Raw genomic sequence first — 24,697 nt, 5'->3', positions numbered from 1 at the left:
CATAGAACGCAGCGGTTCCGCGCCGCGCGACCGATCGTGCCTACTCTGGATGCATGGCTGAGCTGTCGTCATCGTCCTCTGATCGTCGCCTGGCCGATGCCGCCACGGCACTCGCCCGGCGCTGGGTCGACGAGGCGGCGCAGGTGCAGGTCGATCCTGCCGCGCAGCGGCTCGCGGGCGTGCTGCACGACCCCAAGGGTCTGCCGTTCACGCTCGGATTCGTGGACGGAGTGATGCGGCCCGAGAGCGCGGCGGCCGCAGCATCCAGCCTCCGCCGCGTCGCGCCGCTGGCGCCGGACTTCCTGCCCTGGTACCTGCGAGGGGTCGTCCGCCTGGGCGGCGGCGTCGCGCCTGTGCTGCCCGTGCCGACGGTGCCGATCGCCCGGCGCGTGCTGCGCGAGATGGTCGGGCACCTCATCGTCGACGCCAGGCCCGACAAGCTCGGGCCCGCCCTCGAGAAGATCCGCACGGGTTCTGAGGCGGGAGCCCGGCTCAACCTCAATCTTCTGGGCGAGGCGGTGCTGGGCGATGCCGAGGCGCGACGGCGCCTCGAGGGCATCCACGAGCTCATCCGCCGCGATGACGTCGACTACGTCTCGGTGAAGGTGTCGGCGATCGTCAGTCACCTGTCGATGTGGGCGTTCGAGCAGACGGTCGACGAGGTCGTCGAGCGGCTGCTGCCGCTGTACCTCACCGCCGCCGACAACGGCACGTTCATCAACCTCGACATGGAGGAGTACCGCGACCTCGACCTCACGATCGCGGTGTTCACCCGGCTGCTCGAAGACCCGAGGCTCGCGGCGCTCGAAGCGGGCATCGTGCTGCAGACCTACCTGCCCGATGCGCTGACCGCGTTGCGCGAGCTCACTGCCTGGGCCCGCAACCGGGTCGAGCATCGCGGCGCCCCGATCAAGATCCGGCTCGTGAAGGGCGCGAATCTCGCGATGGAGAAGGTCGATGCGGTGATGCACGGCTGGCCGCAGGCCCCCTACGGCACCAAGCTCGACACCGACGCCAACTATCTGCGCTGCCTGGACGTGGCCTTCGAGCAGCGCAGCACCTCGGCCGTGCGCATCGGCGTCGCAGGGCACAACCTCTTCGACATCGCGTACGCCTGGCTGCTCGCCGGCGAGCGCGGGGTGCGCGACGCGATCGAGTTCGAGATGCTGCTCGGAATGGCGCAGGGCCAGGTCGAGGCCGTCTCGCGCGAGGTCGGTCCCGTGCTGCTCTATGTTCCCGTCGTCGATCCGAACGAGTTCGACGTCGCGATCAGCTACCTCGTGCGCCGTCTCGACGAGAACGCCTCGTCGTCGAACTTCCTGTCGGCCGCCTTCCATCTCGCAGACGACCCCTCTCTCTTCGAACGCGAGCGGCTGCGCTTCGTCGACTCGATCACCCGCTCACGTGACCGCAGTCTGCTGGCCGGGCCCCGGCGCACGCAGAACCGCGCAGCGCCGGCACATGAATCGGTGCGTCCGCTCGCGCAGCCGCGGACGGCCGACGAGGGTCTCACCGAGGTCGTGCTCGACATCGCTCGCGGGTCGTCGGGCATCGACGAGGGCGCTGACGATCCGTTCCTGCAGACAGCCGTCTACGCCAGGCAGGAGCTGACGGCCGCCGACGGCGCCCCTGGCTTCGAGAACACCGCAGACAGCGACCCCGCGCTCCCGGCGAACCGCGCCTGGGCGGGCGAGATCTTCGCGCACATCGCCCGCGACCGAGGACTCGGCATTCCCACCCTGCGTGCATCGCGCATCGACGACGCGGAGGGGCTGCATGCCGTGATCGAGCGCGTTCAGGGCGCAGCATCCGCCTGGGGATCCAGGCCAGCCGCCGAACGCGCGCAGATCCTGCAGCGCGCCGCCGCCGCTCTCGCCGCGCGCCGTGGCGAACTGATCGAGGTCGCCGCCGTCGAGACCGGGAAGGTGTTCGCCGAGGCCGACGTCGAGGTGAGCGAGGCCGTCGACATGGCGAAGTACTACGCCGCGACCTGCCGCGAGCTCGACGCCATCAGCGGCGCGGTGTTCGAGCCCGCGAAGGTCACCGTCGTCACTCCGCCCTGGAACTTCCCCCTCGCGATCCCGGCCGGGGGAGTGCTCGCGGCGCTCGCCGCCGGATCGGGGGTGGTCTTCAAGCCGGCGCATCAGGCGCGCCGGTGCGCGGCGGTGATCGCCGAAGCGCTGTGGCAGGCCGGGGTGCCCCGAGACGTGCTCGCGCTCGTCGAGCTGGGGGAGCGCGAGCTCGGAAAGCAGCTCATCACGCATCCGGCGGTCGACCGGGTGATCCTCACCGGGTCGTGGGACACCGCTGCGCTGTTCCGCTCGTGGCGGCCCGACCTGCCGCTGCTCGCCGAGACCAGCGGCAAGAACGCGATCGTCATCACCCCGACCGCCGACATCGATCTGGCTGTCGCGGATCTCGTGAAGAGCGCGTTCGGCCACGCGGGCCAGAAGTGCTCGGCAGCCTCGCTCGCGATCCTCGTCGGGCCTGTCGGCCACTCGAAGCGATTCGTGCGTCAGCTGCTCGACGCCGTCCGCTCGCTGCGGGTCGCGTGGCCGTCGGACCCCAGGGCTGAAGTCGGTCCGGTGATCGAGCGGCCGCAGGGCAAGCTCGACTGGGCGCTCACCCGACTGGAGGGCGATGAGAAGTGGCTGATCGAGCCACGCTCGCTCGACGACAGCGGTCGCCTGTGGAGCCCCGGTGTGCGCGTCGGGGTGCAGCCCGGATCTCGCACGCACCTCGAGGAGTTCTTCGGTCCGATGCTCGGCATCATGCACGCGCCCACGCTGAGCGCCGCGATCGACCTGCAGAACGCCGTCTCGTACGGCCTCACGGCCGGTCTGCACACTCAGGATCCCGCAGACCTGGCTCTGTGGCTCGAGCATGTGCAGGCAGGGAACCTCTACGTCAATCGGGGGATCACCGGGGCGATCGTGCAGCGCCAGCCCTTCGGCGGCTGGAAGCGCTCGTCGGTCGGCCCCGGCGCCAAGGCCGGCGGACCCCACTACCTGATCGGTCTCGGAGCATGGCGCTCCCGTCCGCGCGGCAAGGCGTCGAACACCCTGCACCTGCGCGGCCTCGACGTGCGCATCGCGGCTCTCATCGAGGCGGCCCAGCCGTCGCTCGACTTCGAGGGGTTCGAATGGCTGCGACAGTCGGCGCTCGCCGACGCCGTCGCCTGGGACCGCGAGTTCGGCCAGGTGCGCGACGTGTCGCAGCTCGGCGTCGAGCGCAATCTGCTCCGCTACCGGCCGGTGCCCGTTGCGGTGCGCGCCACCGCCGACGCTCCGCTGCACGAGGTGCTGCGGGTAGTGCTCGCGGGTATCCGCTCTGGCGCGGAGTTCATGCTCTCGGTGCCGGCGGGCCTCCCCGCCGGCATCAGGGGCGAACTGGGCGACCTGGGCGTGCTGGTGGCGGTCGAGAGCGATGCCGAGTGGATCGACCGGATGCTGCGCCGCGGCATCCCCGCAGAAGAGGGTGCCTCCGTGGCCGCCACCCCTGACCGGGTGCGGCTGATCGGGGCACGGTACACGGTCGCGTCGCTGCACCGCGCGCTCGCGGAGGCTGTCGAGGGTGACCCCGACCTCGCGGTCTACGACGGCGAGGTGACCTCGGCCGGCCGCATCGAGCTGCTGCCGTTCGTGCACGAGCAGGCGATCTCGATCACGGCGCACCGCTTCGGCAACCCCGACGACTGGAGTGCCGACGTCATCTGACTCGGGTGATGTAAAAGATTCTTGACATCTATCACGAGGCGGGCCTAGCCTGCGTGTAAAGAATCTTTTACATGGAGGTGTCCGATGGTCTATCAGGAACGAGTCGCCTGGTCGCAGCTCATCGTCTCGGTGATCACCATCGCGGTCTACGCCGCACTGGTGCTGAGAAGCGCTGGCGGCGGCGAGCTGACGTCGGTCGACTGGCTGCCGCTCATGCTGTGGACCATCGGCGGCGGCATCGTGCTGACCGTCGTCCTGAGCGTCCTGTGGGGGATCGTGGCCGGCATGCGCGACCCGCAATCGGCGACCACCACCGACATCCGCGATCGTGACATCAGCCGCCTCGGCGGCCGGGTCGAGCACTCCTTCCTCGTGATCGCCGGACTGGTCGTCATCGCCTTGTGCGGCGCAGGCGCCCATCTGTTCTGGATCGCGAACACCATGTTCCTCGGGTTCGCGATCTCGGCCCTGATCGGCGGCATCGCACGGGTCATCGCCTACCGGCGCGGGCTCGTCTGATGGTCAAGCCCACCCTCGTCACCAACACGATCCGCTCGCGGCGCGAAGAGGCGGGGATGACCCAGGCCGAACTCGCCGGGCTGATCGGCGTCACCAGGCAGACCCTCATTGCAATCGAACAGGGCAGGTACTCGCCCACGCTCGAAATCGCCTTCCAGATCGCCCGTGCCTTCGGCCTGCCGCTCGAAGACCTCTTCCAGTACCCCGAACCGACTCAGAAGCGAGAGGACTGACATGCCCGAGACGATGAGCGCCTGGGAGCAGGAAGGCTACGGACCCGCATCCGGGGTCAGACGAGTCGAGAGACCGATTCCCGCCCCCGGCCGGGGAGAGGTGCTTCTGCAGGTGCGCGCGACCGCGCTCAACGCCGGCGATGTGCGGATCATGCTCGGCGACCCACTGCTGGTGCGGCCCGTGTTCGGCATCCGCCGTCCGCGCAACCCCGTGCGAGGCATGGACGTCGCCGGCACCGTGGTCGCGCTCGGCGAGGGCGTCGACGGCGTGGACGTCGACGAGGAGGTCGTCGTCGAGCTGCCCGGTGGGGGAGGGCTGGCCCAGTACGCGGTGGCTCCGGCGGTGCGACTCGCACGGCGGCCTGCCGCCGTCGCACCCCACCTGGCCGCGACCCTGCCCATCGCCGCCGGCACCGCCTGGCAGGCGCTCGATGCGTCCGGCGTCGGCGACGGGCAGCGAGTGCTGATCCTCGGCGCCTCTGGCGGCGTCGGCACCTTCGCCGTGCAGCTCGCGGCGCTGCGCGGGGCGCAGGTGGACGCCACGTGCAGCGCGCGCAACCGTGTCGTCGTCGAAGGCCTCGGCGCCCACGTGATCGACCGCGACACCCGGCCTGCGCGACTGCCTGCCGAATCGTACGACGCCGTGGTCGAGATCGCCAGCGGGGCGCCGCTGCGCGACCTCCGCCGCCTCGTCCGCGACGGTGGATCGGTCGTGCTCGTCGGCGGCGATGGCGGTCGGGTGCTCGGACCCGTGCCCCGGATGCTGCGGGCCGCGCTGCTCTCGGCCGGCTCGAACCGCCGCATCCGCTCTCTTGCGGCGACGCCGAGGGCTGAGATCCTCACGCGGCTGCTCGACCTCGTGGCGGTCGGGAGACTTCATCCGCTGATCGAGCGGGAGTACTCGTTCGCCGACGTCGCCGACGCCCTCGCTCACGTCGAGGCCGGCCACACGGTCGGGAAGGTCGTGGTGCACGTCGCCGGGTGAGGTGCAGCGCCCGATGCGATAACGGGCGCGTGCGGCTCTGCGGAAAACGATTGCCCGGCCCGGAGCCGCGTGATTGGATCGAAGGGTCCCGGTGCTGACCGGAATACCGAGAAGCGGACTTCCGGCCCACCATTCGGTTCAAAGGAGAACTCCCCATGAAAAGCACTCCCTTCCGATCAGCCGCCCGCCTGAGCACGAAAGTCGGCTGCGCCCTGGCCGGCTCGGCTCTCGTCCTCGCCCTGAGCGCATCCCCTGCGCTCGCCGTCGGAGAGGGCCCCGACTACAACGGGCACGAGACGATCAACACGTCGATACTGCACACCTACGACTCGATGGTCGCCGAGCTCAAGGCGCAGGATGCCAAGCAGGCGGCGCTCGAGCTGGAGGTCATCGGACAGTCGGTGAAGGGCCGCGACCTGTACCTCGCGAAGTACCTGTCCGACCCCGCCAACCCCACGATCCTGTTCCTCACACAGCAGCACGGCAACGAGCAGCTCACCACCGAGGGGGCGCTCGAGGTCATCAAGCACCTCGGCAGCGGACGCATGAAGGGTGTTCTCGAGAACATCAACATCCTCGTGCTGCCGATGCTCAACCCCGACGGTGCCATGGGCGACGTCGACTTCCCGCTCGACGACTACCTGGCGGCAGGCGATCGCCATCTGACCAGGTACAACGCGAACAACGTCGACATCAACCGCGACCACGTCGCCAAGACGCAGCCTGAGATCCAGGCACTGCACGGCAATGTGCTGACGAAGTACGACATCGACTACATGATCGACCTGCACCACCAGGGCACGCAGTCGCGTATCGACGGCAAGCTCGTGTCGGGCTCGATCCTGTACCCGACGACTCCTGACGTCGCCCCCGATGTGCTCGAAGGATCGAAGCGCCTCGGCGCGATCGTCTACCAGAACGTCGACGCGACCGGCTGGGGTCACCTCGGCAAGTACGTCGGCGGCACGGCCAACACCATCGCGCGCAACGGCATCGCCGCCGAGTACGGCATCTCGACCCTGCTCTTCGAGATGCGCGGCATGAGCGATCACGAGAACCCCGGTGCCGTGCTCGGGCAGAAGTCGAACGGCTACCTCCGGCAGCAGACGGTCCTCACGCTCGAGAGCACCATCCGGGCGATCGCCAGCGGCGAGATCGAGACGGCTGACATCTCGTTCTGGGACACCCTGGCCGAGCAGCGTTCTGGTTCCAGCGCCGACGAGTGATCGGCCGATGCGGCGGGTCCCGGTGCGCGCGTACGCGCGCACCGGGACCCGGCGGCATCCGGAATCCCTCCCCGCGCGGGTGGCGATTCTCAGCATCCGGATGCAAAAATATCTGTGGCGTGCCTTGTCGCATCTTCCCCGCCCTCCGCATCGGAGGGGCGGGTCGAACTTCCGCCAGGCCCCTGGACAGCGTCCGCCGCACCTTCTCGAGGAGCACTCATGTCCACGCCTGACACCGCGACGACGATCGACGCCCCCACCCGCACGGCACACCACCGTCGCTACCTGATGTGCCGTCCCGAGCACTTCACGGTCAACTACTCCATCAACCCGTGGATGGAGCCCACCAAGCCCACCGACACCGCCAAGGCGGTCGAACAGTGGCAGAAGCTGCACGACCTGTACCTCGAGCTGGGCCACGAGGTCGAGCTGATCGAGCCGCTCGCCGGCTACCCCGACATGGTCTACACCGCCAACGGCGGCTTCGTCATCGGCGGCCGTGCGTACGTGCCCGAGTTCTACTTCGAGCAGCGCAAGGGCGAGGCGCCCGCCTTCGCCGACTGGTTCCGCGCCAACGGCTTCGACACCGTCATGCCTGAGCAGGTCAACGAGGGCGAGGGCGACTTCCTGCTCGTCGGCGACGTGATCCTCGCAGGCACCGGCTTCCGCTCAGTCGGTGACAGCCACCTCGAGGTGGGCGAGGTGTTCGGTCGCGAGGTCGTGACGCTGAACCTCGTCGACCCGCGCTTCTATCACCTCGACACCGCCCTCACCGTTCTCGACCCCGTGCAGGGCGTCGAGAACGGCGGCCCCGAGCGTGCCAACGTCGCCTACCTGCCTGCCGCCTTCGACGAGGCGTCGCAGAAGATCCTCGCCGAGCGCTTCCCCGACGCGATCATCGTCAGCGATGAGGACGGCGCCGTCTTCGGCCTGAACTCCGCGAGCGACGGCTACAACGTCATCATCTCGCCGCGGGCGAAGGGCTTCGAGAAGCAGCTGCGCGAGCGCGGCTACAACCCGATCACCGTCGACCTCTCCGAGCTGCTGCTCGGCGGCGGCGGCATCAAGTGCTGCACGCTGGAACTGCGCGGCGCATGATGTCCGCGGTCGAGCCGCACGTCGCCGAGAACTACCACCCGCTGCCCGTCGTCGTCGCCCGGGGTGAGGGCGTATGGGTCACGGATGCCGACGGCAGACGCTATCTCGACCTTCTGGCGGCCTACTCGGCGGTGAACTTCGGCCACCGGCATCCGGCGATCGTCGACGCGCTCACGTCGCAGCTCGGCAGGGTGACGCTGACCAGCCGCGCGTTCATGAACGACCAGCTGGAGCCCTTCGCCGCCGCGCTCGCCGAGCTGTGCGGGAAGGATCTCGTGCTGCCCATGAACACGGGCGCCGAGGCAGTCGAGACCGGGGTCAAGGTCGCTCGCGCGTGGGGCTACCGGGTCAAGGGCATCGCCGAGGGCAGAGCGCGGATCGTCGTCGCGGCCGGCAACTTCCACGGCCGCACCACCACGATCATCAGCTTCAGCGACGACCCGCAGGCGCGTGACGACTTCGGGCCGTACACGCCCGGCTTCGACACCGTGCCCTACGGGGATGCCGATGCGATCGCCGCTGCGATCACCGATGACACCGCCGCCGTGCTCATCGAGCCGATCCAGGGGGAAGGTGGCGTGATCATCCCGCCCGACGGCTACCTGCGGCGCGTGCGCGAGATCTGCGACGAGAAGAACGTGCTGTTCATCGCCGACGAGATCCAGTCGGGCCTGGGCCGGGTCGGCGAGACCTTCGCGTGCGAGCGCGAGGGCGTCGTGCCCGATCTGTACCTGCTCGGCAAGGCGCTCGGCGGCGGCATCCTGCCCGTATCGGCGGTCGTCGGCGACCGCCACGTGCTCGGGGTCATCCGAGCAGGGGAGCACGGTTCGACGTTCGGCGGCAACCCGCTCGCGGCGGCCGTCGGCCACAAGGTCGTCGAGATGCTCAGCACCGGCGAGTTCCAGGAGCGCGCCCGCCGGCTCGGCGCGCACCTGGGATCGGCTCTCGAGGCGCTCATCGGTCACGGCGTGGCCGCCGTGCGCATCGCGGGTCTCTGGGCGGGCGTCGACATCGACCCTGCGTACGGCACGGGTCGTGAGATCGCTGAGAAGCTGCGCGAGCGCGGCGTGCTCGTGAAGGACACCCACGGGCAGACGATCCGCATCGCTCCGCCGCTGGTCATCCGCGCGACCGAGCTCGACTGGGCCGTCGAGCAGCTGCGCCTCGTGCTCGAAGGCTGACCGCCACCCGTCGTCGAGACCTGCACTTTTTGCCGAGACCTGCAGTAGCAACTGCAGGTCTCGGCGGGAAGCGCAGGTCTCGGCGGGAAGTGCAGGTCTCGGCGGGGGCGGGCGGGCACGCGGGCCGGGGCCGGGGGCGGGGCCGCGGCGGGTCAGGCGACGGTGACCGAGATCGTGTGCCACCCGGTGGCGCCGTCGGGTGCAGGCGGGGCGATCGCGTCTGTCTGCGAGGTGCCGTCGGCGGCGATGGCCCGGCACCGGATGCGGTGATCGCCGGGCTCCGCGCGCCAGGGCGTGCGCCACTGCACCCAGGTGTCGTCCGACAGAGCGGATGCCAGCTCGGCGCGCTCCCACGGGCCGTCGTCGACCTGCACCTCGACCCCCGAGACCCCTGAACCGGGCTGCCACGCGACGCCCGCGATCACCGCGTCGCCCGCGTCGACGCCGCCGCCACCCCGCGGCACATCGATGCGGGACTGCAGCTTGATCGGGCCCTCCGCCGACCAGCCGCGGTCGGTCCAGTACGCGCGAGAGCGGTCGAAGCGCGTCACCTCGAGTTCGGTCACCCACTTCGTCGCCGAGACGTAGCCGTACAGACCCGGCACGACCATGCGCACAGGGAAGCCATGTGCGAGCGGAAGGGGCTCGCCGTTCATGCCGATCGCGAGCAGGGCGTCGCGGTCATCGGTCAGCGCCTCCAGCGGCGTGCCGGCGGTGAAGCCGTCGGCAGAGGTCGAGAGCACCATGTCGGCGTCGGAGTGTGGAGCCGCGCGAGCCAGCAGCTCACGGATCGGGTACCCGAGCCACACGGCGTTGCCGACGAGGTCGCCGCCGACGGGGTTCGACACGCACGACAGCGTCACCGCCCGCTCGACGAGGGGCAGAGCGAGCAGCTCGTCCCAGGTGAGCGTGACCTCGTGGTCGACCATGCCGTGGATGCGCAGCCGCCACTCGGCAGGATCTACGGTCGGCACGACGAGGGCGGTGTCGATGCGGTAGAAGTCGCGGTTCGGCGTGATCAACGGCGAGATGCCCGCCACATCGAGTTCGGCGCCGGACGGCGCGACCGGGGCCGGCGATGCCGCGCGGGGCAGCCGCAGCGCGTCGCGGGCGACGGCGACCGCCGCCGAGCCGGCCTTGGTGAGCGCACCGGCGGCGGCCAGGGCAACGCCGACGAGGGCGGTGCCACCGGCCCAGACGAGAAAGGCCCGTCGCGAGGAGATGGAGGGGGATCCGGATGCCGTGCCCGCAGCCCGTTCGTCCGCCGGCACCGATCCGGGCGTCGGCGCCGAGTCGCCCACGCGCACCGATCCGGGCCGCGGCGCGTTCACCGATTCGGGCGCCACCGCCGCCGCCGCACCGGCGAACGAGGCGCCGCGCACCAGCATCCGCAGCGCGGTCGCGGCGACAGCTCCGGCGAGGACCGACGGCAGCCAGGCCAGCATCCCGGCATCCGCTCTGGTCAGCGCGAGCACGCCGACGGCCGTGCCCATCACCACCAGGGCGACCACACCGACGCGGCGTCGGTGCACCTCGACGATGCCCGCCGCCGCGGAGAGTGCGAGAAGCACGATCGCGATCCCGATGAGCAGGGCGGCCTTGTCTGCCGTGCCGAACCAGGCGATCGCCGTGTCCTTGGCCCAGGTCGGTGCCGCGTCGATCAGGGCTCCGCCGACGACGGCGAACGGGCTCGACGAGGGGGCGAACAGGGCGGCGAGCAGCTCGCCGGCACCTGCGCCGAGCACCGCAGCCGCGATGCCCGCGAGCGCAGCCATGCCGCGTCGCCGTGAAGTGCCCTTCATGCGTCAAGGCTACGCGCGCCTCGTTACGGTCCGGACCCTCCCGCAGGTCAGTCCTTCAGGAACGGACCGGACTCCTGCGGCTTCACGTCGGGATCGTCGAGACCGGCCAGCTCGTCCTCGGCGATCAGCACGTCGACGTCCTGCGTCGACGGCGTGGAGTCGACGTGGCTCTCGGCCGCCAGCGCTCCCGGCGTCGCTCGCGCCGGGTCCGCCGGGGCGACAGGCAGGCCGAACGAGCGCTGCAGCCGGCGCATCCACCGGGGCTGCGCGCCGAACACTCCGGTCGCGTCGTGCGCCTCGACCTCGAGCCCGTAGTAGTCGCCGATCTTGTCGATGAACTGCGCGCGCTCGGCTTTGGCGTACGCCCGGCGTTCACGGCTGAACGCGACCACCGTCGACCAGCACATCAGCAGCATGACCACGCTGAACGGCAGCGCGATCGTGATGGCCGCCGTCTGCAGCGCGGTCAGGCCGCCCGACAGCAGCAGCGCGATGGCCAGCAGTGCCGTGACCGCAACGAAGAACGTGCGGATCCAGCGCTTGGGCTCCGGCTTGCCGCCGGTGGCGATCATGCCCATCACCAGCGCGCCGGAGTCGGCCGAGGTGATGAAGAAGATCGCGAGCAGCAGGATCGCGCCGATGCTGACGATCATCGATCCGGGCACGTTCTGCAGCAGCGTGAACAGGGCTCCCTGCAGGTCGACCGTGCCCTCGGGGCCGGTCAGGGTGCCCGGCTCTGCGAGCTCGAGCGCGAGGGCCGATCCGCCCAGGACGGCGAACCAGAGGATGCCGAGCAGCGTCGGCACGAGAATCACGCCGACGACGAACTCGCGCACCGTGCGGCCCTTCGAGACCCGGGCGATGAAGATGCCGACGAAGGGTGCCCATGAGATCCACCAGCCCCAGTAGAACGAGGTCCAGGACGACTGCCACTGCTCGCCCTCGGTGCCCTGGAAGGCGCTGACGTTGAACGACAGGCCGACGAAGTTCTGGATGTAGTAGCCGATCGACTGCACGAAGTCGCGCAGCAGGAATTCGGTCGGCCCGACCGCGAGAAGGTAGACGACCAGCAGCCCGGCGAGCACGAGGTTGGCGTTCGAGAGCCACTTCATGCCCTTGGTCACGCCCGAGAGCACCGACATGAGCACGAACACCGAGATGATCAGGATCAGCACGACCTGCGTCGTCTCGTCGGGGTCGGCGATGCCAGCCGTGTGCAGCCCCGAGCTCATCTGCAGCACGCCGAGGCCGAGCGATGTGGCGACGCCGAACAGCGTGCCGACCAGAGCGATCACGTCGATCGCGTGGCCCCACGCGCCCTCGACCTTCCTGCCGAGCAGGGGCTCGAGGGTCCACCGGATCGAGATGGGACGACGGCGGCGGTGGATCGCGTAGGCGAGCGCGATGCCGATCACCACGTAGATCGACCAGGCGTGCACGCCCCAGTGCAGATAGGTCTGGCCGAGGGCGGCCTGCGCCAGCTGGGCTGGAGTGCCCTCGACGCCCGGACGGGGGTTCGTGTAGTGCGAGAGCGGCTCGCTCACGCCGTAGAAGACGAGGCCGATGCCCATTCCGGCCGCGAAGAGCAGCGAGAACCAGCTCATCAGCGAGAACTCGGGCTCTTCGTCGTCGCGGCCGAGCTTGATGTCGCCGAAGCGGCTGAACCCGAGGAACAGGCAGAACGCCACGAAGAACGCGGCGATCAGCACGTAGTACCAGTTGAACGCGTTGACGATGCTCGTCTGGATGGCCTGGAACGCCGTCTCGGCGACACCGGGCAGCAGCAGCGCGAACAGCGCGAACACCACGACGATGACGGCGGCGGGCCAGAAGACCCACCTCAGCACCTCTGGCTCGCGCGCAGACGCCGCGGTCGGGGCATCCGGTGTCGCGGTGGCGTTCGGATCAGACGCGTCTCGGTTTCCGCTCATGCTCTCCACGCTACCGAGATCCGCGACCTCACGCGGGAGTGTCGTCGGGGTCGAGCGACTTCAGCGCGTCGCGCTCGACCGCCGTGTCTGCCGTCAGCTGGTCTTCGGTGTTCTCATCGCCACCCAGCGGGGCGCCGTCGTCGGCGCGGTCACCGGCAGGCTCCTGCGACGCGTTCGCCGCCGCAGTCTCGTCTGGAGGCGAGGCGTCGTCGGCGGACTCCGACGACTCCGCCTGCGCCCACTCCTGCTGGCGGGGCATGCCGCTGCCCAGCGGGTCGTGACCGGGCACGTGCGGGTGCTGGCCGTCAGGTGAGCCGTACTTCGGGGTGCGCTCCGGGTCATTCATGCCCGCGACGGTAGGCGTGCGGTGCGGCGCGCTCACACCCCCTTGACAGCGCGCGGCTGGCAGAGGAGCAGCACCAGGGCGACGGTGAAGGATGCCAGCATCGTCGCGCCCATGATCGTCGCCGACACCCCGAGCATCGACACGAGCGGCGGCACGAACGCGCCGAGCAGCATCGACAGGGTGCCCAGCACGGCCGAGGCCGACCCCGCGCTGTGCCGGATCCGCCCGAGGGCGATCGCGGTCAGCGACGGGTTGTTCACGCCGTGGGTCGACATCGCGACGAAGAGCGGCACGAGCAGCCAGGGAACGGCCGATCCGAGCATCCCGGCCAGCGTCAGCGCGACCGAGGCGGCGATGGCGACGGTCAGCGTCCACCGCAGCAGCCGCAGGCCGGGCACCCGGCCGGCCAGGCGACGGTCGAGCTGCGCCATGGCCATGATGCCGATCGAATTCGCGGCGAACACGAGCGCGAACTGCTGCGCGGTCAGACCGAACTGCTGCTGCAGCACGAAGGGAGACAGCTGCAGGTAGGTGAACAGGGCGACAGAGGCGCATCCGAGAGTGACCGCGCTGAGCATGAAGCCGCGGTTCGCGAGCGCCGATCCGAGGCCGCGCACGTCGCTGCCGATGCCGCCCGTTGTGCGGTGCGCGCGATCGAGCGTCTCGGGAACCGAAGCGGCGGTGGCGAGCAGCAGAGCGCCGATCACCGCGAGCGCGATGAACACCCCGCGCCAGTCGGACACGGTCGCGACCGCGCCGCCGATGAGCGGCGCGAGCACAGGGGCGACACCCATGACGGCCGCGAGCGTCGAGTACGCGGCGACCGCCTCGGCGCCCGAGAACACGTCATGCACCACGGCCCTCGCGATCACCATGCCGGCGGCGCCGCACAGGCCCTGCACGATGCGCACCACGATCAGCGTCTCGATGGTGGGCGCCAGGGCGCACAGCACCGAGGTGACGACGAACCCGGAGATGGCCAGGATCAGCGGCATCCGACGGCCGAATCGGTCGCTGATCGGTCCCCACAGCAGCTGCCCCAGCGCGAGACCGATCATGCACGCGCTCATCGTGAACTGCGTGAGCGACTCCGAGGCGCCGAGGTCGGTGCCGAGCTGCGGCAGCGACGGCAGGTACACGTCGAGCGAGATGGGGCCGAAGGCCGTGAGCGCGCCGAGCGCGATCATGAGCCGGCGGGGGTGCTGCGGCACCGTCAGTCCTCGCCGTCGCGCGGGTCCGCGAGTCGGATGGGCGTGGTGGCGGTCGGGCGATCGTCGAATGAGCCGGGGTCCATCGCGCGGATCACCGACAGCGGGCGGGTCTCGTCGAGCGTCAGCTGGAAGCGGCGGTCGCTGCTGCGGTGCAGGCGGCCCGACCACAGCATCCATCCGATCCCGATGCCGAACGCGACGATGCCGGCCACTCCGCCGACCATGATGGCCGTCCGGGCCGAGAAAGTATCGACGATCCAGCCGGCGATCGGAGCGCCGATCGGAGTGGATCCCATGATCACGGCCATGTAGAGCGCGAGCACCCGGCCGCGCAGCGCGGCATCCGTCGTCGTCTGCACGTACCCGTTCGCGGTGGTCAGCATGGTGACGATCGTGAACCCGACGAGCATGAGCGTCGCGCCGTACGCCCAGTAGGTGGGCATGAGGGCGGAGATGACGGATGCCACGCCGAACCCTCCCGCCGCGATGACCAGCACCCGCACGCGGGCGCGATCGCGGCGCGCCGCGAGCAGAGCCCCGGTCAGCGACCCGATCGCCAGTACAGAGCTGAGCACGCCGTATCCGTCGGCGTCGCGGCCGAACTCGAGCGCCATGGTCGATGCGAAGATCGGGAAGTTCATGCCGAACGCGCCGATCAGGAACACCATCACGAACACCACGAGCAGGTCGGGACGACGCCACACGTAGCGGAAGCCCTCTCCGAGGCCTCCGCCGCTGTGGTTCTTCACTCGCGGAGTCAGCTCGTGCACGCGGATGAGCATCAGCGCCACGATCATGGCGAGGAACGTGACGGCATTGGCGACGAAGACCCAGCCCGTGCCGAGCAGAACGATGAGGATTCCGCCGACGGCGGGCCCGACCAGCCGTGCCATGTTGAACGCGGCCGAGTTCAGGGCGACGGCGTTCGAGGTGTCTTCCAGGCTCACCATGTCTGACACGAACGCCTGCCGTGCGGGTGCGTCGAACGCGTTCGCGACACCGAACGCGGCCGCGAAGACGAACATCAGCGGCAGGGTCATGACCCCGGTGAGCAGCAGCACGGCCACGGCGATCGCCAGCAGCATCAGGGCGGCCTGCGTGCACAGCAGCACGCGGCGCCGGTCGAAGCGGTCGGCCACCCAGCCGGTGAGGCTCACGAGCACGAGGGGAGGGCCGAACTGCAGGGCCATGGTGACGCCCATCGCGGTGGCGTCGTTGTCGGTGAGCTCGGTGAGCACCACCCAGTCCTGGGCGGTGGCCTGCATCCAGCCGCCGATGTTCGAGATGACGCCGCCGAGGAACCACGTGCGGTAGTTGAAGTTGCGGAACGAGCGGAACATGCCCGTGGACGAGGGGCTCATGCGTCGGCCATCCGTCGCAGCAGAGAGGACGCGGAGTGCAGCACGGCCAGCTCGTCTTCGTCGAACCGCTGTGCGTCGATCAGGTCGGACATCAGCTGGTTGCGCTTGCGGATCGTCTCGATGACGACGCTCTCACCCTGATCGGTCAGCTCGACGTAGACCCGGCGCCGGTCGTCTTCGTCGGGCACGCGCACCACGAGCCCGAGGTCGGCCAGGCCGTTGACGGTCGCGCTCATCGTGGGGGCGGTGACGTGCTCGTGCTCGGCGAGGCTCGAGAGCGTGCGTCGTCCGTGCGCGCGCAGCGCACCGAGCGTCGCGAGCTGGGCGTCGCTCATCGCGTCGACGGCGCGCGCAGAGCGCAGGCGTCGGGTGAGGCGGAAGAGGGCGTAACGGAGCTCGGCGGCGGAGTCATCGAAGTCGGCAGGCATTACTTAGATAGCCTAACTAAGATTTCAGCCGCCGGGCGGATGAAAATATTGCCCGCTGATCTGTCGCGGTGCTCCGTCGGGTGAGAAAATGATTCTCATGCCACTCGCGCTCGAAGTCGCCGTCCAGAACACCGCCGGCGTGCGCATCGCGCGGGAGATCGGCGCGACCCGGGTAGAGCTGACACAGGCGCTGGCACTCGGCGGCCTCACGCCGTCGCAGGCCACGATCGAGCTGGCGGTCGAGGCGCGGGGAGACAGCGGACCCGAGGTGCACGTGCTGATCCGACCGCGCGCGGGCGACTTCCACTACGACGACGATGAGTTCGTCGTCATGGAGCGCGATGTGCGCGTCGCGCTCGCCGCCGGCGCCCACGGCGTCGTGATCGGATGCCAGGACGCGACCGGCGGACTCGATCGCGACGGCCTCGTGCGGCTGCGTGACGCCGCCGCCGGAGCCCCCGTCACCGTGCACCGCGTGGTCGACACGACCCCCGATCCTCTCGCTGCCCTCCGGCTGGCGCGCGAGCTGGGCATGAGCCGGGTGCTCACCTCCGGCGGGGCATCGCGGGCGGTCGACGGCCTCGATGTGCTGCGGGCCCTCGTGCGCGAGGCCGCCGGCGACATAGAGGTGATGGCGGGCAGCGGCATCACCGCCGCCGATGTCGTGACGGTCGCGAGCACGGGCGTCGACGCGGTGCACTTCTCGGCGAAGCGCACCATGACGGCCGACAACGGCGTGCGCCTCGGCTCGGCGAGCGACGGCGACGCCGGCCACGAGATCACCGACCTCGACGCCGCTCGCTCGATCGTCGGCGCGCTGGCGCGAGCCCACGCCGCCTGAGCTGTTGAGCCGACGCGGCGAGGCGCTCTGCGCGGCCGGAACCGCTGCCGTGCACCGCATCCGTAGACTCGGACGCATGGCCGCCCCTCGCACCGCTGAGTTCGTCGATGCCCACGGCATCGCCATCGTCTACGACGTCTACGAAGCGGTCGGAACCGCCCGCGGCGTCGTGCAGCTGCTGCACGGCGTCGGCGAGCACGCCGGACGCTACGTGCGCACGATCGAGGCGCTGACCGGCGCCGGGTTCCACGTATACGCCGACGACCACCGCGGGCACGGGCGCACGGGCATCCGGCAGCACGGCGGTCCTGCGAAGCTCGGCCGACTCGGACCAGGAGGTCTTCGCGCGGCCGTCGCCGCGTGCTGGCAGCTGACCGAGATCATCCGCTCAGAGCGCCCCGGCCTGCCGCTGGTCCTGCTCGGGCACTCGTGGGGGTCGTTCCTGTCGCAGATGCTGCTGAACCAGCATCCGGAGGCGTACGACGCGGTCGTCCTGTCGGGCTCTGCCCTGCGCACCCCGCGCGATCTCAACGCCGCGCCGCTCAACGCACGGTGGAAGGGGCCGGACGCCGATGGCCTCGAATGGCTCTCGCGCGACGAGGCCGTGTGGGCGGCGTTCCACGACGACCCGCTGACCACCGAGGTGCCGCTGCTCACGCTCTTCGGCCCGATCGAGGCCGCGCGCCTGTACGGGCTGCCGAAGCGCAACCTCGGGCGCCAGATCCCCGTGCTGCTGATGGTCGGCCGCGACGACCCGGTCGGCGGTCCGCGCAGCGTGCACAAGCTCGCCGATGCCTACCGCACGCGGTCGGGCCTCGACGACGTGACCACCCTCGTCTACCCGGACGCGCGCCACGAGATCTTCAACGAGCTGCAGCAGGACGAGGTGCGTGCAGATCTGCTCGCGTGGCTCGACGCGCGCATCCCGGCGAAGAACTGAGGTGGGCGTCGTTCTGCAGTGGCTGATCGACGCGTTCAATGCGCAGATCGCCATCGGCTCGTCGGCGCTGCTCGTGCGCGAGGTGGTCGGCAACGCCTTCGGACTCGCGAGCGCGCTCGGCGCGATGCGCCGCCGGCTGTGGGCGTGGCCCGTGGGCATCGTGGGCAACCTGCTGCTGCTCACCGTCTTCCTCGGCAGCCTGTTCGGCACCGAGCACGCCGCCAACCTGATCGGTCAAGCCGGGCGGCAGGTGATGTTCATCGCCGTGTCGGTCTACGGATGGGTGCGCTGGCGCCAGGCCCGCGACAGCGACGGTCATGCCGTGACGCCGCGGTGGGCGTCCGGCCGCACCCGGCTGCTGCTGGTCGTCGCCCTGGTGGCGGGGACGGCTGCGCTCACGCCCCTGTTCCGGATGCTGGGTTCGTACGAGCCCGTGTGGAGCGACGCGTGGACGTTCGTCGGGTCGCTGCTGGCGACCTGGGCTATGGCGAAGGGCTGGGTCGAGTTCTGGCTGATCTGGGTGGCGGTGGATGCCGTGGGCGTGCCGCTGCTGTTCTCGGCGGGCTACTACGCCACCGCCTTCATGTACCTCTTCTACGGCGCGTTCACGATCGTCGGGTTCTTCGTGTGGATGCGCGCATCGCGCGGGGCCAAACCTCGTATCGACACCGACCTGCCCGATCCGACGGTGCGGGGCGCGCGCGGGTGAAGCCCGGCGATCTGCGACGGGCGCGCGGTTAAGATCGAAGGGTGCATGGTGAGTACAAGGTTCCCGGTGGAAAGCTCGTCGTCGTCGACCTCGAGGTCGCAGACGGACTGATCCGCGACTTCCGCCTCGCGGGCGACTTCTTCCTCGAACCCGACACGGCTCTCGAGGCCATCAACGCCGCTGTCGAGGGCATGCCCGTCGAGGCGGATGTCGCCACGATCGCCGCCGCCGTGCGCGCAGCACTGCCCGATGGAGCCCAGCTGCTCGGCTTCTCGCCCGAGGCCGTCGGCACCGTGGTGCGCCGCGCCCTCGTGACCGCACCAGGCTGGCGCGACTTCGACTGGGAGATCGTGCACGAGAAGGCCGTCTCGCCCCGCATGAACCTCGCGCTCGACGAGGTGCTCACCTCGCGCGTCGGAGAGGGCCGGCGTCGCCCCACCCTGCGCATCTGGGAGTGGGACGAGTCGGCTGTGGTGATCGGGTCGTTCCAGTCGTACCGCAACGAGGTCGACCCCGACGGCGCGGCCAGGCACGGCTTCGACGTGGTGCGCCGCATCTCGGGCGGCGGCGCCATGATGATGGCCGCCGGTCAGATCATCACCTACTCGCTGTACGTGCCCGCCTCTCTCGTGCAGGGCATGACCTTCGCCGACTCGTACGCCTTCCTCGACGACTGGGTGCTGCACGCGCTGCGCTCGATCGGAATCGAGGCCACCTATCAGCCGCTCAACGACATCGCCTCGCCCACCGGCAAGATCGGCGGCGCCGCGCAGAAGCGCCTGGCCAACGGGGGAGTGCTGCACCACGCGACCATCTCGTACGACATCGACGGCCAGACCATGACCGAGGTGCTGCGCATCGGCCGCGAGAAGCTCAGCGACAAGGGCACGACATCGGCCGCCAAGCGCGTCGACCCGCTGCGGACGCAGACCGGCATGGAGCGCGCCGAGATCATCGAGCGCTTCAAGGCCACGTTCCGGGCGCTGACCGGCGCAGAGGACGGCGCGATCACCGCCGACGAGTACGCCGAGGCCGAGGCGCTGGTCGAGAGCAAGTTCGCGACCGACGCGTGGCTGCACCGGGTTCCGTGAGTGTGACGGCTCCGGAGGGCGAGCGCTCCGCGCGGAGAAGTGCGCCTGCCGCGGAAGAATCCGCGAGATCCGTCCGCGCGAAGCGCACAACTCCGCGCCAGGAGCACATGGCTCAGCCCGGCACGGTCGAGATCATCGAGGGCGACAACCTCGCGGCGGCCGCATCGCTGGCATCCGGATCGTTCACCCTGGTCTACCTCGACCCTCCGTTCAACACCGGCCGCATCCGCGGCCGTGAGGTCGTCACCGCCCGGCGCCTGGTCATAACTCCGGAGATCTCCGCCGATTCGGCCCCCCCGGCCGCCGAACCCGCCGAATCGGAGACGGATCTCCGGAGTTCTGAACAGCCGGATGCCGAGAAGGAGATCCGCTACGGGTTCCACGGGCATTCGTACGAGCGGGTTCGGGGCATGCTGCGCACGTTCGACGACCGCTTCGACGACTACGGCGACTTCCTCATGCCGCGGCTGGAAGAGGCATGGCGGCTGCTGGCCGACGACGGCACCCTGTACCTGCACCTCGACTACCGCGAGGCGCACTACGCCAAAGTGATGATGGATGCCGTCTTCGGGCGCGACTGCTTCTTGAACGAGCTCATCTGGGCGTACGACTACGGCGCGAAGTCGCGCAGCCGCTGGCCCACCAAGCACGACACGATCCTGGTGTACGCCAAGAACCCCGGGCGGCACGTGTTCAACGCCGACGACATCGACCGCGAGCCCTATATGGCCCCCGGCCTCGTGACAGCGGCGAAGGCCGCGCGGGGCAAGCTGCCCACCGACGTCTGGTGGCACACGATCGTGCCCACAACAGGGCGTGAGAAGACCGGCTATCCGACCCAGAAGCCCGAGGGCATTCTGCGGCGCATCGTGCAGGCGTCATCGCGGCCCGGCGATCGCGTACTGGACCTGTTCGCCGGCTCTGGCACCACGGGAGCCGTCGCGTCGGGGCTCGGACGGCACGCCGTGCTCGTCGACGACAACCCCGAGGCGATCCGCGTGATGCGCGAGCGGATGCCGCACGCCGGAGTGCGCGCGGTCTGACTCAGCCGCGAGGCGCCGGCGCCCACGCGCCCGTCCGGCCTGCGAGAGCCTGGACCGCCGCGGCGAGGCGCTCGGGCGGCACGTCCTCGCCGCGCGACTGGCTCGAGCTCGATCCGTTGGGGAACACCGTCTCGGAGTCGATCCACGGGCGATGCCCGGCGCTGATGCTCTCGCGGAAGTTCCCGGTGACGACGGCGAGGACCTGCTCCTCGAGGTCGTCGGCCCCGGCCGACCACTCCTCGTCGCAGGCCTCGCATCCGCAGGCCGGGTAGAAGAAGTCGTGCAGCACGCCGGCGTGCAGCAGGATGCCCGGATACCCGGTGAACACGAAGGTCAGCGCCGCACAGGCAGGGTCGCGCGACCGGATCCGCACGGCGCGCACGACATCGGGGTGAGGGCGGATCAGGTCCGCCGCGACCTCGAGGCCGTCGTCAGCCTCCGCGTCGTACTCGGCGAGAAGGTGGTCGATGAGCGCGTCGGCGATCGTGTGCAGCGGTGCGAAGCGCTCGGGGTTCCGGTCGACGGAGTAGCTGTCTTCCGGAGGCGAGTCGGCCCAGCGTCGCCCGTACTTGATCACGCGGCCGTCGTCGTCGCGGAAGACCGGCGGCGCGACGGCAGGGCGCAGGTACGAGGGCATGCGTCCATCCTCGCGCTGACGCGGCGGTTCGGCTAGGGCGCGACGCGGCGGTGGGCGGCGAAGGCGTCGCGCAGGGCGGTGCGGACGAGATCGACGGCCTCGTGCGAACGTGAGGCGGCGCGCACCGCGGTGAACACCTCGCGCACGGGCGAACCCGGCAGCTCGGCGACGGTGAGCGGGCTCGGCTCGTCACCCCAGATCAGGTCGGGCAGCATGCCCACGGCATGGCCGGATGCCACGAGCCGCACGTGGGCGGTGAGATCGGCGGCCTCGAACCGCACGTCGGGTTCGAACCCGGCGGCCCGGCACTGCTGCACCGTCCACTGCCGCACCGCTGTTCCCTCGGGCTCCATCACCCAGGCGCGATCACGCAGCTCATGCAGGGGGAGCGGATGCTCGGACGGCGGCAGCACGATGCGGATCGGGTCCTCGCCGAGAAGCTCGTGCACGACGCCATCGCGCTGCTCACGGGTCTGGCCCGGGTACTGCTCGGCGATCACCAGGTCGAAGCGGCGCGCCCAGAGCTCGAACAGGCTCTCCTCCGGAGGCAGCTCCGCGAGCTCGACCCGCAGCGCGGGCTCGCGCTCGGCCAGCAGTGTCAGCGCGGCGGGTGCGATCGTCTGCGCCGCGGTGGGCATGGCGGCGATGCGCACCGGCTCCCAGCCCGCATGGGCGGTCAGCGCCGCGCGCGCCTCTTCATCGAGTTCGAGTGCACGTGCGGCGTGCTCGGCCAGCATCCGGCCCTGCGGCGTGAGCCGCACCCGGCGGCCGTCGGGCTCGAGCAGCGCCACCCCCGCCTCTTTCTCGAGCAGCGCGAGCTGCTGCGAGACGGTCGAGGGGGAGTACGACAGAGATGCCGCGACCTCGGCGATCGTGCCGCGCAGGGCCAGCTCGTGCAGCAGCCGGAGGCGGCGGAGTTCGAACACCGGGATCTGCTTTCTACGGCCGGACGGGACCCTTACATCCTAGATTCGGCGGTTCGCGCGAGCAGGGCGGCATGGGGAGTGCTCCCCATCGCGCGCGCCCCCTATGGCCGGATACGGTTCTCCAGGAGGTTGTGCCGTGGGAATGATGTTGCCGAACGAACTCGTCTGGATCATGGAGAAGCTCGGATTCGAGTGGCCCGATATCGACGAGGACGAGGTGCGCAAGGGCGCCGTGCTCGTGCGCAACTTCGGCGACGACCTCGAGGGCATCGTGCAGGCCGTCGACCGCCAGATGAACAGCGAGCTCACCGCGTCGCTGATGGGCAAGACCGGGCCGGCGACGATGAGCGCCTGGAACACGAACCGCTCGCAGAACCTGCAGAAGCTGATCGACATCATGCCGCCGGCTGCGGTCGCGATGGATGTCGGCGCCGGGGCGATCTTCGCGCTCAAGATGAAGGTCATCGTCGACGTGACGACGACGATGATCGCGCTCGTGGGCATGCTGACCAACCCGATCACCGCCGTCGGCGCCGGTCCCATGCTGATCATCAAGAAGAAGCTGCTCAACGCCGCGGTCGACATCGCGGTCGAGCAGCTGCTGAACCAGCTGGCGCCCGCCGTCATCGAGCCGATGGCCGCCCAGCTTCCCGCTGTCATCGACGCCATCCTCGATGCGCCCATGGTCGAGGCATCCGTCGGAGACTCGGACGAGTTCCAGGCAGACCTGCAGGCCCTCGAAGACGCGCAGAGCACGATGAAGGTGCACGGTTCCGACATCCAGACGCTGACCTCGACGTTCTTCGCCGAGTTCTCGGCCCTGGACTTCGGAGGCGACGACTGATGAGCGCCCTGAAGCCGATCTTCCGCGAGCTGCGACAGGCGGTGCTCGACGGCTTCGCGCACTCGCGCGACAAGCTGCACCAGCTGACCGACAACCTCACCGACCACTTCGACAACGTGGTGCACCAGGTCAGGGGCATCGACAAGTTCGATCCGCCGGGCGGTAACGGAGGCGGCGGCGGAAACGGCCCGTCGTACTCGCACGGCGTCCGCTTCTTCGGCGAGGATCAGCTGAAGTACTACACCGCCGACAACGCGACTCTCGGTCGTCCGGGGAGTGCGGTCTTCATGATGCCCTCTGAGGATGCGGTGAACGTGTCGAGCCCGATCGACGCCGCGATCGAGAGCGGCATGGCGCCGAACGTCACCGAGGCGGCCATGAAGGGCCAGCCGGTCTTCGGTGCGATGATCCCGGTCGACCACCTGCCGCAGAGACTGCCGACCTCTGAGGATGCGGGCGGCTTCCTGCACTACCTCCCCGGAGGCCACACGGCTGTGAACATCAACGGTGTGCACTACCCCAACGCCACGCGTGAGTTCGTGGTCGACGGCGGCACGCCGCTCCCTCCAGGCACTGTCGTCTTCCAGCTGGGTGAGGGCGGCGTGTGGGATATTCTCGGTATCTATGGTTGAGCCGAGTGGGTCCGAGCCCCTGCTGATCGACGCTCTCGCCGCGAAAGCGGCCGCAGGCGGGCAGGCGGAGCACGATGCTCTGATCAACGGCTTCCTCGATACCGTGGTCGTGGTTCCGAGCGGCAGCGATCCTGCCAAGGGGCCGTTGCAGCCCGTGCTCGTCGACGTCGACGGCGTCTCTCACATGCTGGTCTGCGATTCTCTCGTGGCGGTGCGAGTCGCCACAGATCTCGCGCAGTACGCCGTCTCGATGAAGGGTATCGACGTCGTTCGCGGCGTCGCGCCGGGTCACGCACTTCTCGTGCGCACCCCGACGACGGGCTTCGCGATCGACGAGGCGCTTCTGAACGAGATCCGATCGCGATGACCGCGGGCGGGCGCTATCCCGGGTCGTGTGAGGTCTGCTCGGGCTACTGGGCCACCTACGCCCCGGCCGCGCAGCCGGTCGCGATCGGCGAGAGCATCGAGTACATGGCCGAGGTGCGGCGCTGCCGCTTCTGCGGTGCGTACTGGGAGGTCGGGGCCTTCAGCTTCCCTCAGGTGATCTCCCGCGAGCATGCTCTTAAAGAACTGCCCGACCTCGAGGCGCTCGAAGCGGCGGTGGGTATCGACTTCCCGCATCCTCCAGACCTTCCGCGAGCCTGATCGACGTGGCAGGCGACACGCTCAGCCGGGCGATCGTCGAGTACCTGGCGAAGGGACGCTCGGCGTTCCCCAAGGCCGATGAGGCCGCAGTGGTCGCGCTTGCCGGCGCTGAAGCGGCCGACGTACTCGCTCGCGTGCGGGCGATCGTCGACGAGATGATGGCGATCGAGGTCGACTGGTCCGTCAGCACGCTCGCGGAAGGCGGGCGGAAGGCACACGCGCAGATGGCCGACCGGCATCCGGAGCTCAGTGACGACGCACTCGCGGCGCTGTACTGGGCGTTCACCTACAACGCGCGCTGAAGTCGTCGTCGCTCTCGCCGTTCCAGGCGCCTGATCGGACTCCCGATCCA

At 69.8% G+C, this 24,697-nt stretch carries 25 protein-coding genes; 17 read left to right on the top strand and 8 right to left on the bottom strand.

The genetic code is table 11. The features are described 5' to 3' along the window. The first annotated feature begins 53 nt into the window (after positions 1 to 53). From JOE67_RS06380 to rocD, 7 genes are all read left to right on the top strand, one after another. Positions 54 to 3,716, top strand: coding sequence for a proline dehydrogenase family protein (locus tag JOE67_RS06380; RefSeq protein ID WP_204974657.1), 3,663 nt, complete (start codon positions 54 to 56; stop codon positions 3,714 to 3,716). 84 nt (positions 3,717 to 3,800) lie between these two features. Then, complete coding sequence (locus JOE67_RS06375; RefSeq protein WP_204974656.1) at positions 3,801 to 4,235, top strand: hypothetical protein; 435 nt, start codon at positions 3,801 to 3,803, stop codon at positions 4,233 to 4,235. After that, the gene (locus tag JOE67_RS06370; protein ID WP_204974655.1) at positions 4,235 to 4,468 is read left to right on the top strand and encodes a helix-turn-helix transcriptional regulator; all 234 of its coding nucleotides are present in this window, start codon (positions 4,235 to 4,237) and stop codon (positions 4,466 to 4,468) included. Before JOE67_RS06375 ends, JOE67_RS06370 begins: the two co-directional genes overlap by 1 nt. 1 nt (position 4,469) lies before the next feature. Next, positions 4,470 to 5,453 carry an NAD(P)-dependent alcohol dehydrogenase gene (locus tag JOE67_RS06365; RefSeq protein ID WP_204974654.1) on the top strand — a complete coding sequence of 328 codons (984 nt, stop codon included), beginning with the start codon at positions 4,470 to 4,472 and terminating at the stop codon, positions 5,451 to 5,453. 155 nt (positions 5,454 to 5,608) lie between these two features. Then, on the top strand, positions 5,609 to 6,679 hold the full coding sequence (locus tag JOE67_RS06360) for a M14 family zinc carboxypeptidase (protein ID WP_204974653.1): 1,071 nt from the start codon (positions 5,609 to 5,611) through the stop codon (positions 6,677 to 6,679). 219 nt (positions 6,680 to 6,898) lie between these two features. After that, the gene (gene ddaH / locus JOE67_RS06355; RefSeq protein ID WP_204974652.1) at positions 6,899 to 7,777 is read left to right on the top strand and encodes a dimethylargininase; all 879 of its coding nucleotides are present in this window, start codon (positions 6,899 to 6,901) and stop codon (positions 7,775 to 7,777) included. Further along, the gene (rocD, locus tag JOE67_RS06350) at positions 7,774 to 8,958 is read left to right on the top strand and encodes an ornithine--oxo-acid transaminase (RefSeq protein ID WP_204974651.1); all 1,185 of its coding nucleotides are present in this window, start codon (positions 7,774 to 7,776) and stop codon (positions 8,956 to 8,958) included. Before ddaH ends, rocD begins: the two co-directional genes overlap by 4 nt. 152 nt (positions 8,959 to 9,110) lie before the next feature. Here rocD and JOE67_RS06345 read toward each other — a convergent pair whose 3' ends face one another. From JOE67_RS06345 to JOE67_RS06320, 6 genes are read right to left on the bottom strand one after another with little or no spacing between them, the layout of a single operon-like run. Continuing rightward, the gene (locus tag JOE67_RS06345; protein ID WP_204974650.1) at positions 9,111 to 10,760 is read right to left on the bottom strand and encodes a molybdopterin-dependent oxidoreductase; all 1,650 of its coding nucleotides are present in this window, start codon (positions 10,758 to 10,760) and stop codon (positions 9,111 to 9,113) included. Between the two features lie 47 nt (positions 10,761 to 10,807). Beyond that, on the bottom strand, positions 10,808 to 12,691 hold the full coding sequence (locus JOE67_RS06340; protein WP_204974649.1) for a BCCT family transporter: 1,884 nt from the start codon (positions 12,689 to 12,691) through the stop codon (positions 10,808 to 10,810). A 28-nt stretch (positions 12,692 to 12,719) separates the two neighbouring features. Continuing rightward, positions 12,720 to 13,037, bottom strand: a complete 318-nt coding sequence (locus JOE67_RS06335; RefSeq protein WP_204977171.1) for a hypothetical protein — start codon at positions 13,035 to 13,037, stop codon at positions 12,720 to 12,722. 32 nt (positions 13,038 to 13,069) lie between these two features. Beyond that, positions 13,070 to 14,248: a Bcr/CflA family efflux MFS transporter gene (locus JOE67_RS06330; protein ID WP_204974648.1), complete on the bottom strand. Its 1,179-nt coding sequence runs from the start codon at positions 14,246 to 14,248 to the stop codon at positions 13,070 to 13,072. Between the two features lie 2 nt (positions 14,249 to 14,250). After that, positions 14,251 to 15,609 (bottom strand): MFS transporter, encoded by a 1,359-nt coding sequence (locus tag JOE67_RS06325; RefSeq protein WP_239528012.1) that lies wholly within the window; start codon positions 15,607 to 15,609, stop codon positions 14,251 to 14,253. Then, on the bottom strand, positions 15,606 to 16,037 hold the full coding sequence (locus JOE67_RS06320) for a MarR family winged helix-turn-helix transcriptional regulator (protein ID WP_204974647.1): 432 nt from the start codon (positions 16,035 to 16,037) through the stop codon (positions 15,606 to 15,608). The genes JOE67_RS06325 and JOE67_RS06320 overlap by 4 nt, the downstream gene beginning before the upstream one ends. 97 nt (positions 16,038 to 16,134) lie before the next feature. Here JOE67_RS06320 and JOE67_RS06315 point away from each other — a divergent pair, with 97 nt between their 5' ends. From JOE67_RS06315 to JOE67_RS06295, 5 genes are all read left to right on the top strand, one after another. After that, positions 16,135 to 16,878 (top strand): copper homeostasis protein CutC, encoded by a 744-nt coding sequence (locus tag JOE67_RS06315; protein WP_239528010.1) that lies wholly within the window; start codon positions 16,135 to 16,137, stop codon positions 16,876 to 16,878. Between the two features lie 76 nt (positions 16,879 to 16,954). Further along, positions 16,955 to 17,818, top strand: a complete 864-nt coding sequence (locus tag JOE67_RS06310) for an alpha/beta hydrolase (RefSeq protein WP_204974644.1) — start codon at positions 16,955 to 16,957, stop codon at positions 17,816 to 17,818. A gap of 1 nt (position 17,819) precedes the next feature. Next, the gene (pnuC, locus tag JOE67_RS06305) at positions 17,820 to 18,527 is read left to right on the top strand and encodes a nicotinamide riboside transporter PnuC (protein ID WP_338041520.1); all 708 of its coding nucleotides are present in this window, start codon (positions 17,820 to 17,822) and stop codon (positions 18,525 to 18,527) included. 41 nt (positions 18,528 to 18,568) lie between these two features. Next, a complete protein-coding gene (locus JOE67_RS06300; protein WP_204974643.1) occupies positions 18,569 to 19,618 on the top strand; it encodes a lipoate-protein ligase LplAB in 1,050 nt (349 codons plus the stop codon). Between the two features lie 107 nt (positions 19,619 to 19,725). After that, complete coding sequence (locus tag JOE67_RS06295; RefSeq protein WP_204974642.1) at positions 19,726 to 20,661, top strand: DNA-methyltransferase; 936 nt, start codon at positions 19,726 to 19,728, stop codon at positions 20,659 to 20,661. A gap of 1 nt (position 20,662) precedes the next feature. Here JOE67_RS06295 and JOE67_RS06290 read toward each other — a convergent pair whose 3' ends face one another. Both JOE67_RS06290 and JOE67_RS06285 read right to left on the bottom strand, forming a co-directional pair. Continuing rightward, complete coding sequence (locus JOE67_RS06290) at positions 20,663 to 21,298, bottom strand: DUF6226 family protein (protein ID WP_204974641.1); 636 nt, start codon at positions 21,296 to 21,298, stop codon at positions 20,663 to 20,665. Between the two features lie 32 nt (positions 21,299 to 21,330). Beyond that, the gene (locus JOE67_RS06285) at positions 21,331 to 22,224 is read right to left on the bottom strand and encodes a LysR substrate-binding domain-containing protein (protein WP_204974640.1); all 894 of its coding nucleotides are present in this window, start codon (positions 22,222 to 22,224) and stop codon (positions 21,331 to 21,333) included. A 142-nt stretch (positions 22,225 to 22,366) separates the two neighbouring features. Between JOE67_RS06285 and JOE67_RS06280 the strand changes: the two genes are divergently transcribed. Genes JOE67_RS06280 through JOE67_RS06260 form a run of 5 tightly spaced genes read left to right on the top strand, consistent with a single transcriptional unit; the run spans position 22,367 to position 24,647 of the window. Next, the gene (locus tag JOE67_RS06280) at positions 22,367 to 23,068 is read left to right on the top strand and encodes a WXG100-like domain-containing protein (RefSeq protein ID WP_204974639.1); all 702 of its coding nucleotides are present in this window, start codon (positions 22,367 to 22,369) and stop codon (positions 23,066 to 23,068) included. Beyond that, entirely contained in the window at positions 23,068 to 23,700 is a 633-nt protein-coding gene (locus JOE67_RS06275) for a hypothetical protein (RefSeq protein ID WP_204974638.1), read from the top strand. The genes JOE67_RS06280 and JOE67_RS06275 overlap by 1 nt, the downstream gene beginning before the upstream one ends. Then, positions 23,693 to 24,067 carry a hypothetical protein gene (locus JOE67_RS06270; RefSeq protein ID WP_204974637.1) on the top strand — a complete coding sequence of 125 codons (375 nt, stop codon included), beginning with the start codon at positions 23,693 to 23,695 and terminating at the stop codon, positions 24,065 to 24,067. The genes JOE67_RS06275 and JOE67_RS06270 overlap by 8 nt, the downstream gene beginning before the upstream one ends. Then, positions 24,064 to 24,345 (top strand): hypothetical protein, encoded by a 282-nt coding sequence (locus JOE67_RS06265; protein ID WP_204974636.1) that lies wholly within the window; start codon positions 24,064 to 24,066, stop codon positions 24,343 to 24,345. The genes JOE67_RS06270 and JOE67_RS06265 overlap by 4 nt, the downstream gene beginning before the upstream one ends. Positions 24,346 to 24,350: 5 nt before the next feature. Further along, positions 24,351 to 24,647 carry a hypothetical protein gene (locus JOE67_RS06260; protein ID WP_204974635.1) on the top strand — a complete coding sequence of 99 codons (297 nt, stop codon included), beginning with the start codon at positions 24,351 to 24,353 and terminating at the stop codon, positions 24,645 to 24,647. Positions 24,648 to 24,697: the final 50 nt, after the last annotated feature.

This window comes from Microbacterium esteraromaticum (assembly GCF_016907315.1).
GTDB lineage: Bacteria > Actinomycetota > Actinomycetes > Actinomycetales > Microbacteriaceae > Microbacterium > Microbacterium esteraromaticum.
This window is presented reverse-complemented; position numbering and strand designations above follow the sequence as displayed.

What these genes read in the sequence shown, in the direction of transcription:
- ddaH (WP_204974652.1), top strand. Translation starts at nt 6,899, where the DNA reads ATGTCCACGCCTGACACCGCGACGACGATCGACGCCCCCACCCGCACG.
- JOE67_RS06360 (WP_204974653.1), top strand. Translation starts at nt 5,609, where the DNA reads ATGAAAAGCACTCCCTTCCGATCAGCCGCCCGCCTGAGCACGAAAGTC.
- JOE67_RS06380 (WP_204974657.1), top strand. Translation starts at nt 54, where the DNA reads ATGGCTGAGCTGTCGTCATCGTCCTCTGATCGTCGCCTGGCCGATGCC.
- JOE67_RS06325 (WP_239528012.1), bottom strand. Translation starts at nt 15,609, where the DNA reads ATGAGCCCCTCGTCCACGGGCATGTTCCGCTCGTTCCGCAACTTCAAC.
- JOE67_RS06370 (WP_204974655.1), top strand. Translation starts at nt 4,235, where the DNA reads ATGGTCAAGCCCACCCTCGTCACCAACACGATCCGCTCGCGGCGCGAA.
- JOE67_RS06315 (WP_239528010.1), top strand. Translation starts at nt 16,135, where the DNA reads ATGCCACTCGCGCTCGAAGTCGCCGTCCAGAACACCGCCGGCGTGCGC.
- JOE67_RS06310 (WP_204974644.1), top strand. Translation starts at nt 16,955, where the DNA reads ATGGCCGCCCCTCGCACCGCTGAGTTCGTCGATGCCCACGGCATCGCC.
- JOE67_RS06270 (WP_204974637.1), top strand. Translation starts at nt 23,693, where the DNA reads ATGGTTGAGCCGAGTGGGTCCGAGCCCCTGCTGATCGACGCTCTCGCC.
- JOE67_RS06365 (WP_204974654.1), top strand. Translation starts at nt 4,470, where the DNA reads ATGCCCGAGACGATGAGCGCCTGGGAGCAGGAAGGCTACGGACCCGCA.
- JOE67_RS06275 (WP_204974638.1), top strand. Translation starts at nt 23,068, where the DNA reads ATGAGCGCCCTGAAGCCGATCTTCCGCGAGCTGCGACAGGCGGTGCTC.
- JOE67_RS06295 (WP_204974642.1), top strand. Translation starts at nt 19,726, where the DNA reads ATGGCTCAGCCCGGCACGGTCGAGATCATCGAGGGCGACAACCTCGCG.
- rocD (WP_204974651.1), top strand. Translation starts at nt 7,774, where the DNA reads ATGATGTCCGCGGTCGAGCCGCACGTCGCCGAGAACTACCACCCGCTG.
- JOE67_RS06320 (WP_204974647.1), bottom strand. Translation starts at nt 16,037, where the DNA reads ATGCCTGCCGACTTCGATGACTCCGCCGCCGAGCTCCGTTACGCCCTC.
- JOE67_RS06340 (WP_204974649.1), bottom strand. Translation starts at nt 12,691, where the DNA reads ATGAGCGGAAACCGAGACGCGTCTGATCCGAACGCCACCGCGACACCG.
- JOE67_RS06375 (WP_204974656.1), top strand. Translation starts at nt 3,801, where the DNA reads ATGGTCTATCAGGAACGAGTCGCCTGGTCGCAGCTCATCGTCTCGGTG.
- JOE67_RS06290 (WP_204974641.1), bottom strand. Translation starts at nt 21,298, where the DNA reads ATGCCCTCGTACCTGCGCCCTGCCGTCGCGCCGCCGGTCTTCCGCGAC.
- JOE67_RS06265 (WP_204974636.1), top strand. Translation starts at nt 24,064, where the DNA reads ATGACCGCGGGCGGGCGCTATCCCGGGTCGTGTGAGGTCTGCTCGGGC.
- JOE67_RS06335 (WP_204977171.1), bottom strand. Translation starts at nt 13,037, where the DNA reads ATGAATGACCCGGAGCGCACCCCGAAGTACGGCTCACCTGACGGCCAG.
- JOE67_RS06345 (WP_204974650.1), bottom strand. Translation starts at nt 10,760, where the DNA reads ATGAAGGGCACTTCACGGCGACGCGGCATGGCTGCGCTCGCGGGCATC.
- JOE67_RS06280 (WP_204974639.1), top strand. Translation starts at nt 22,367, where the DNA reads ATGATGTTGCCGAACGAACTCGTCTGGATCATGGAGAAGCTCGGATTC.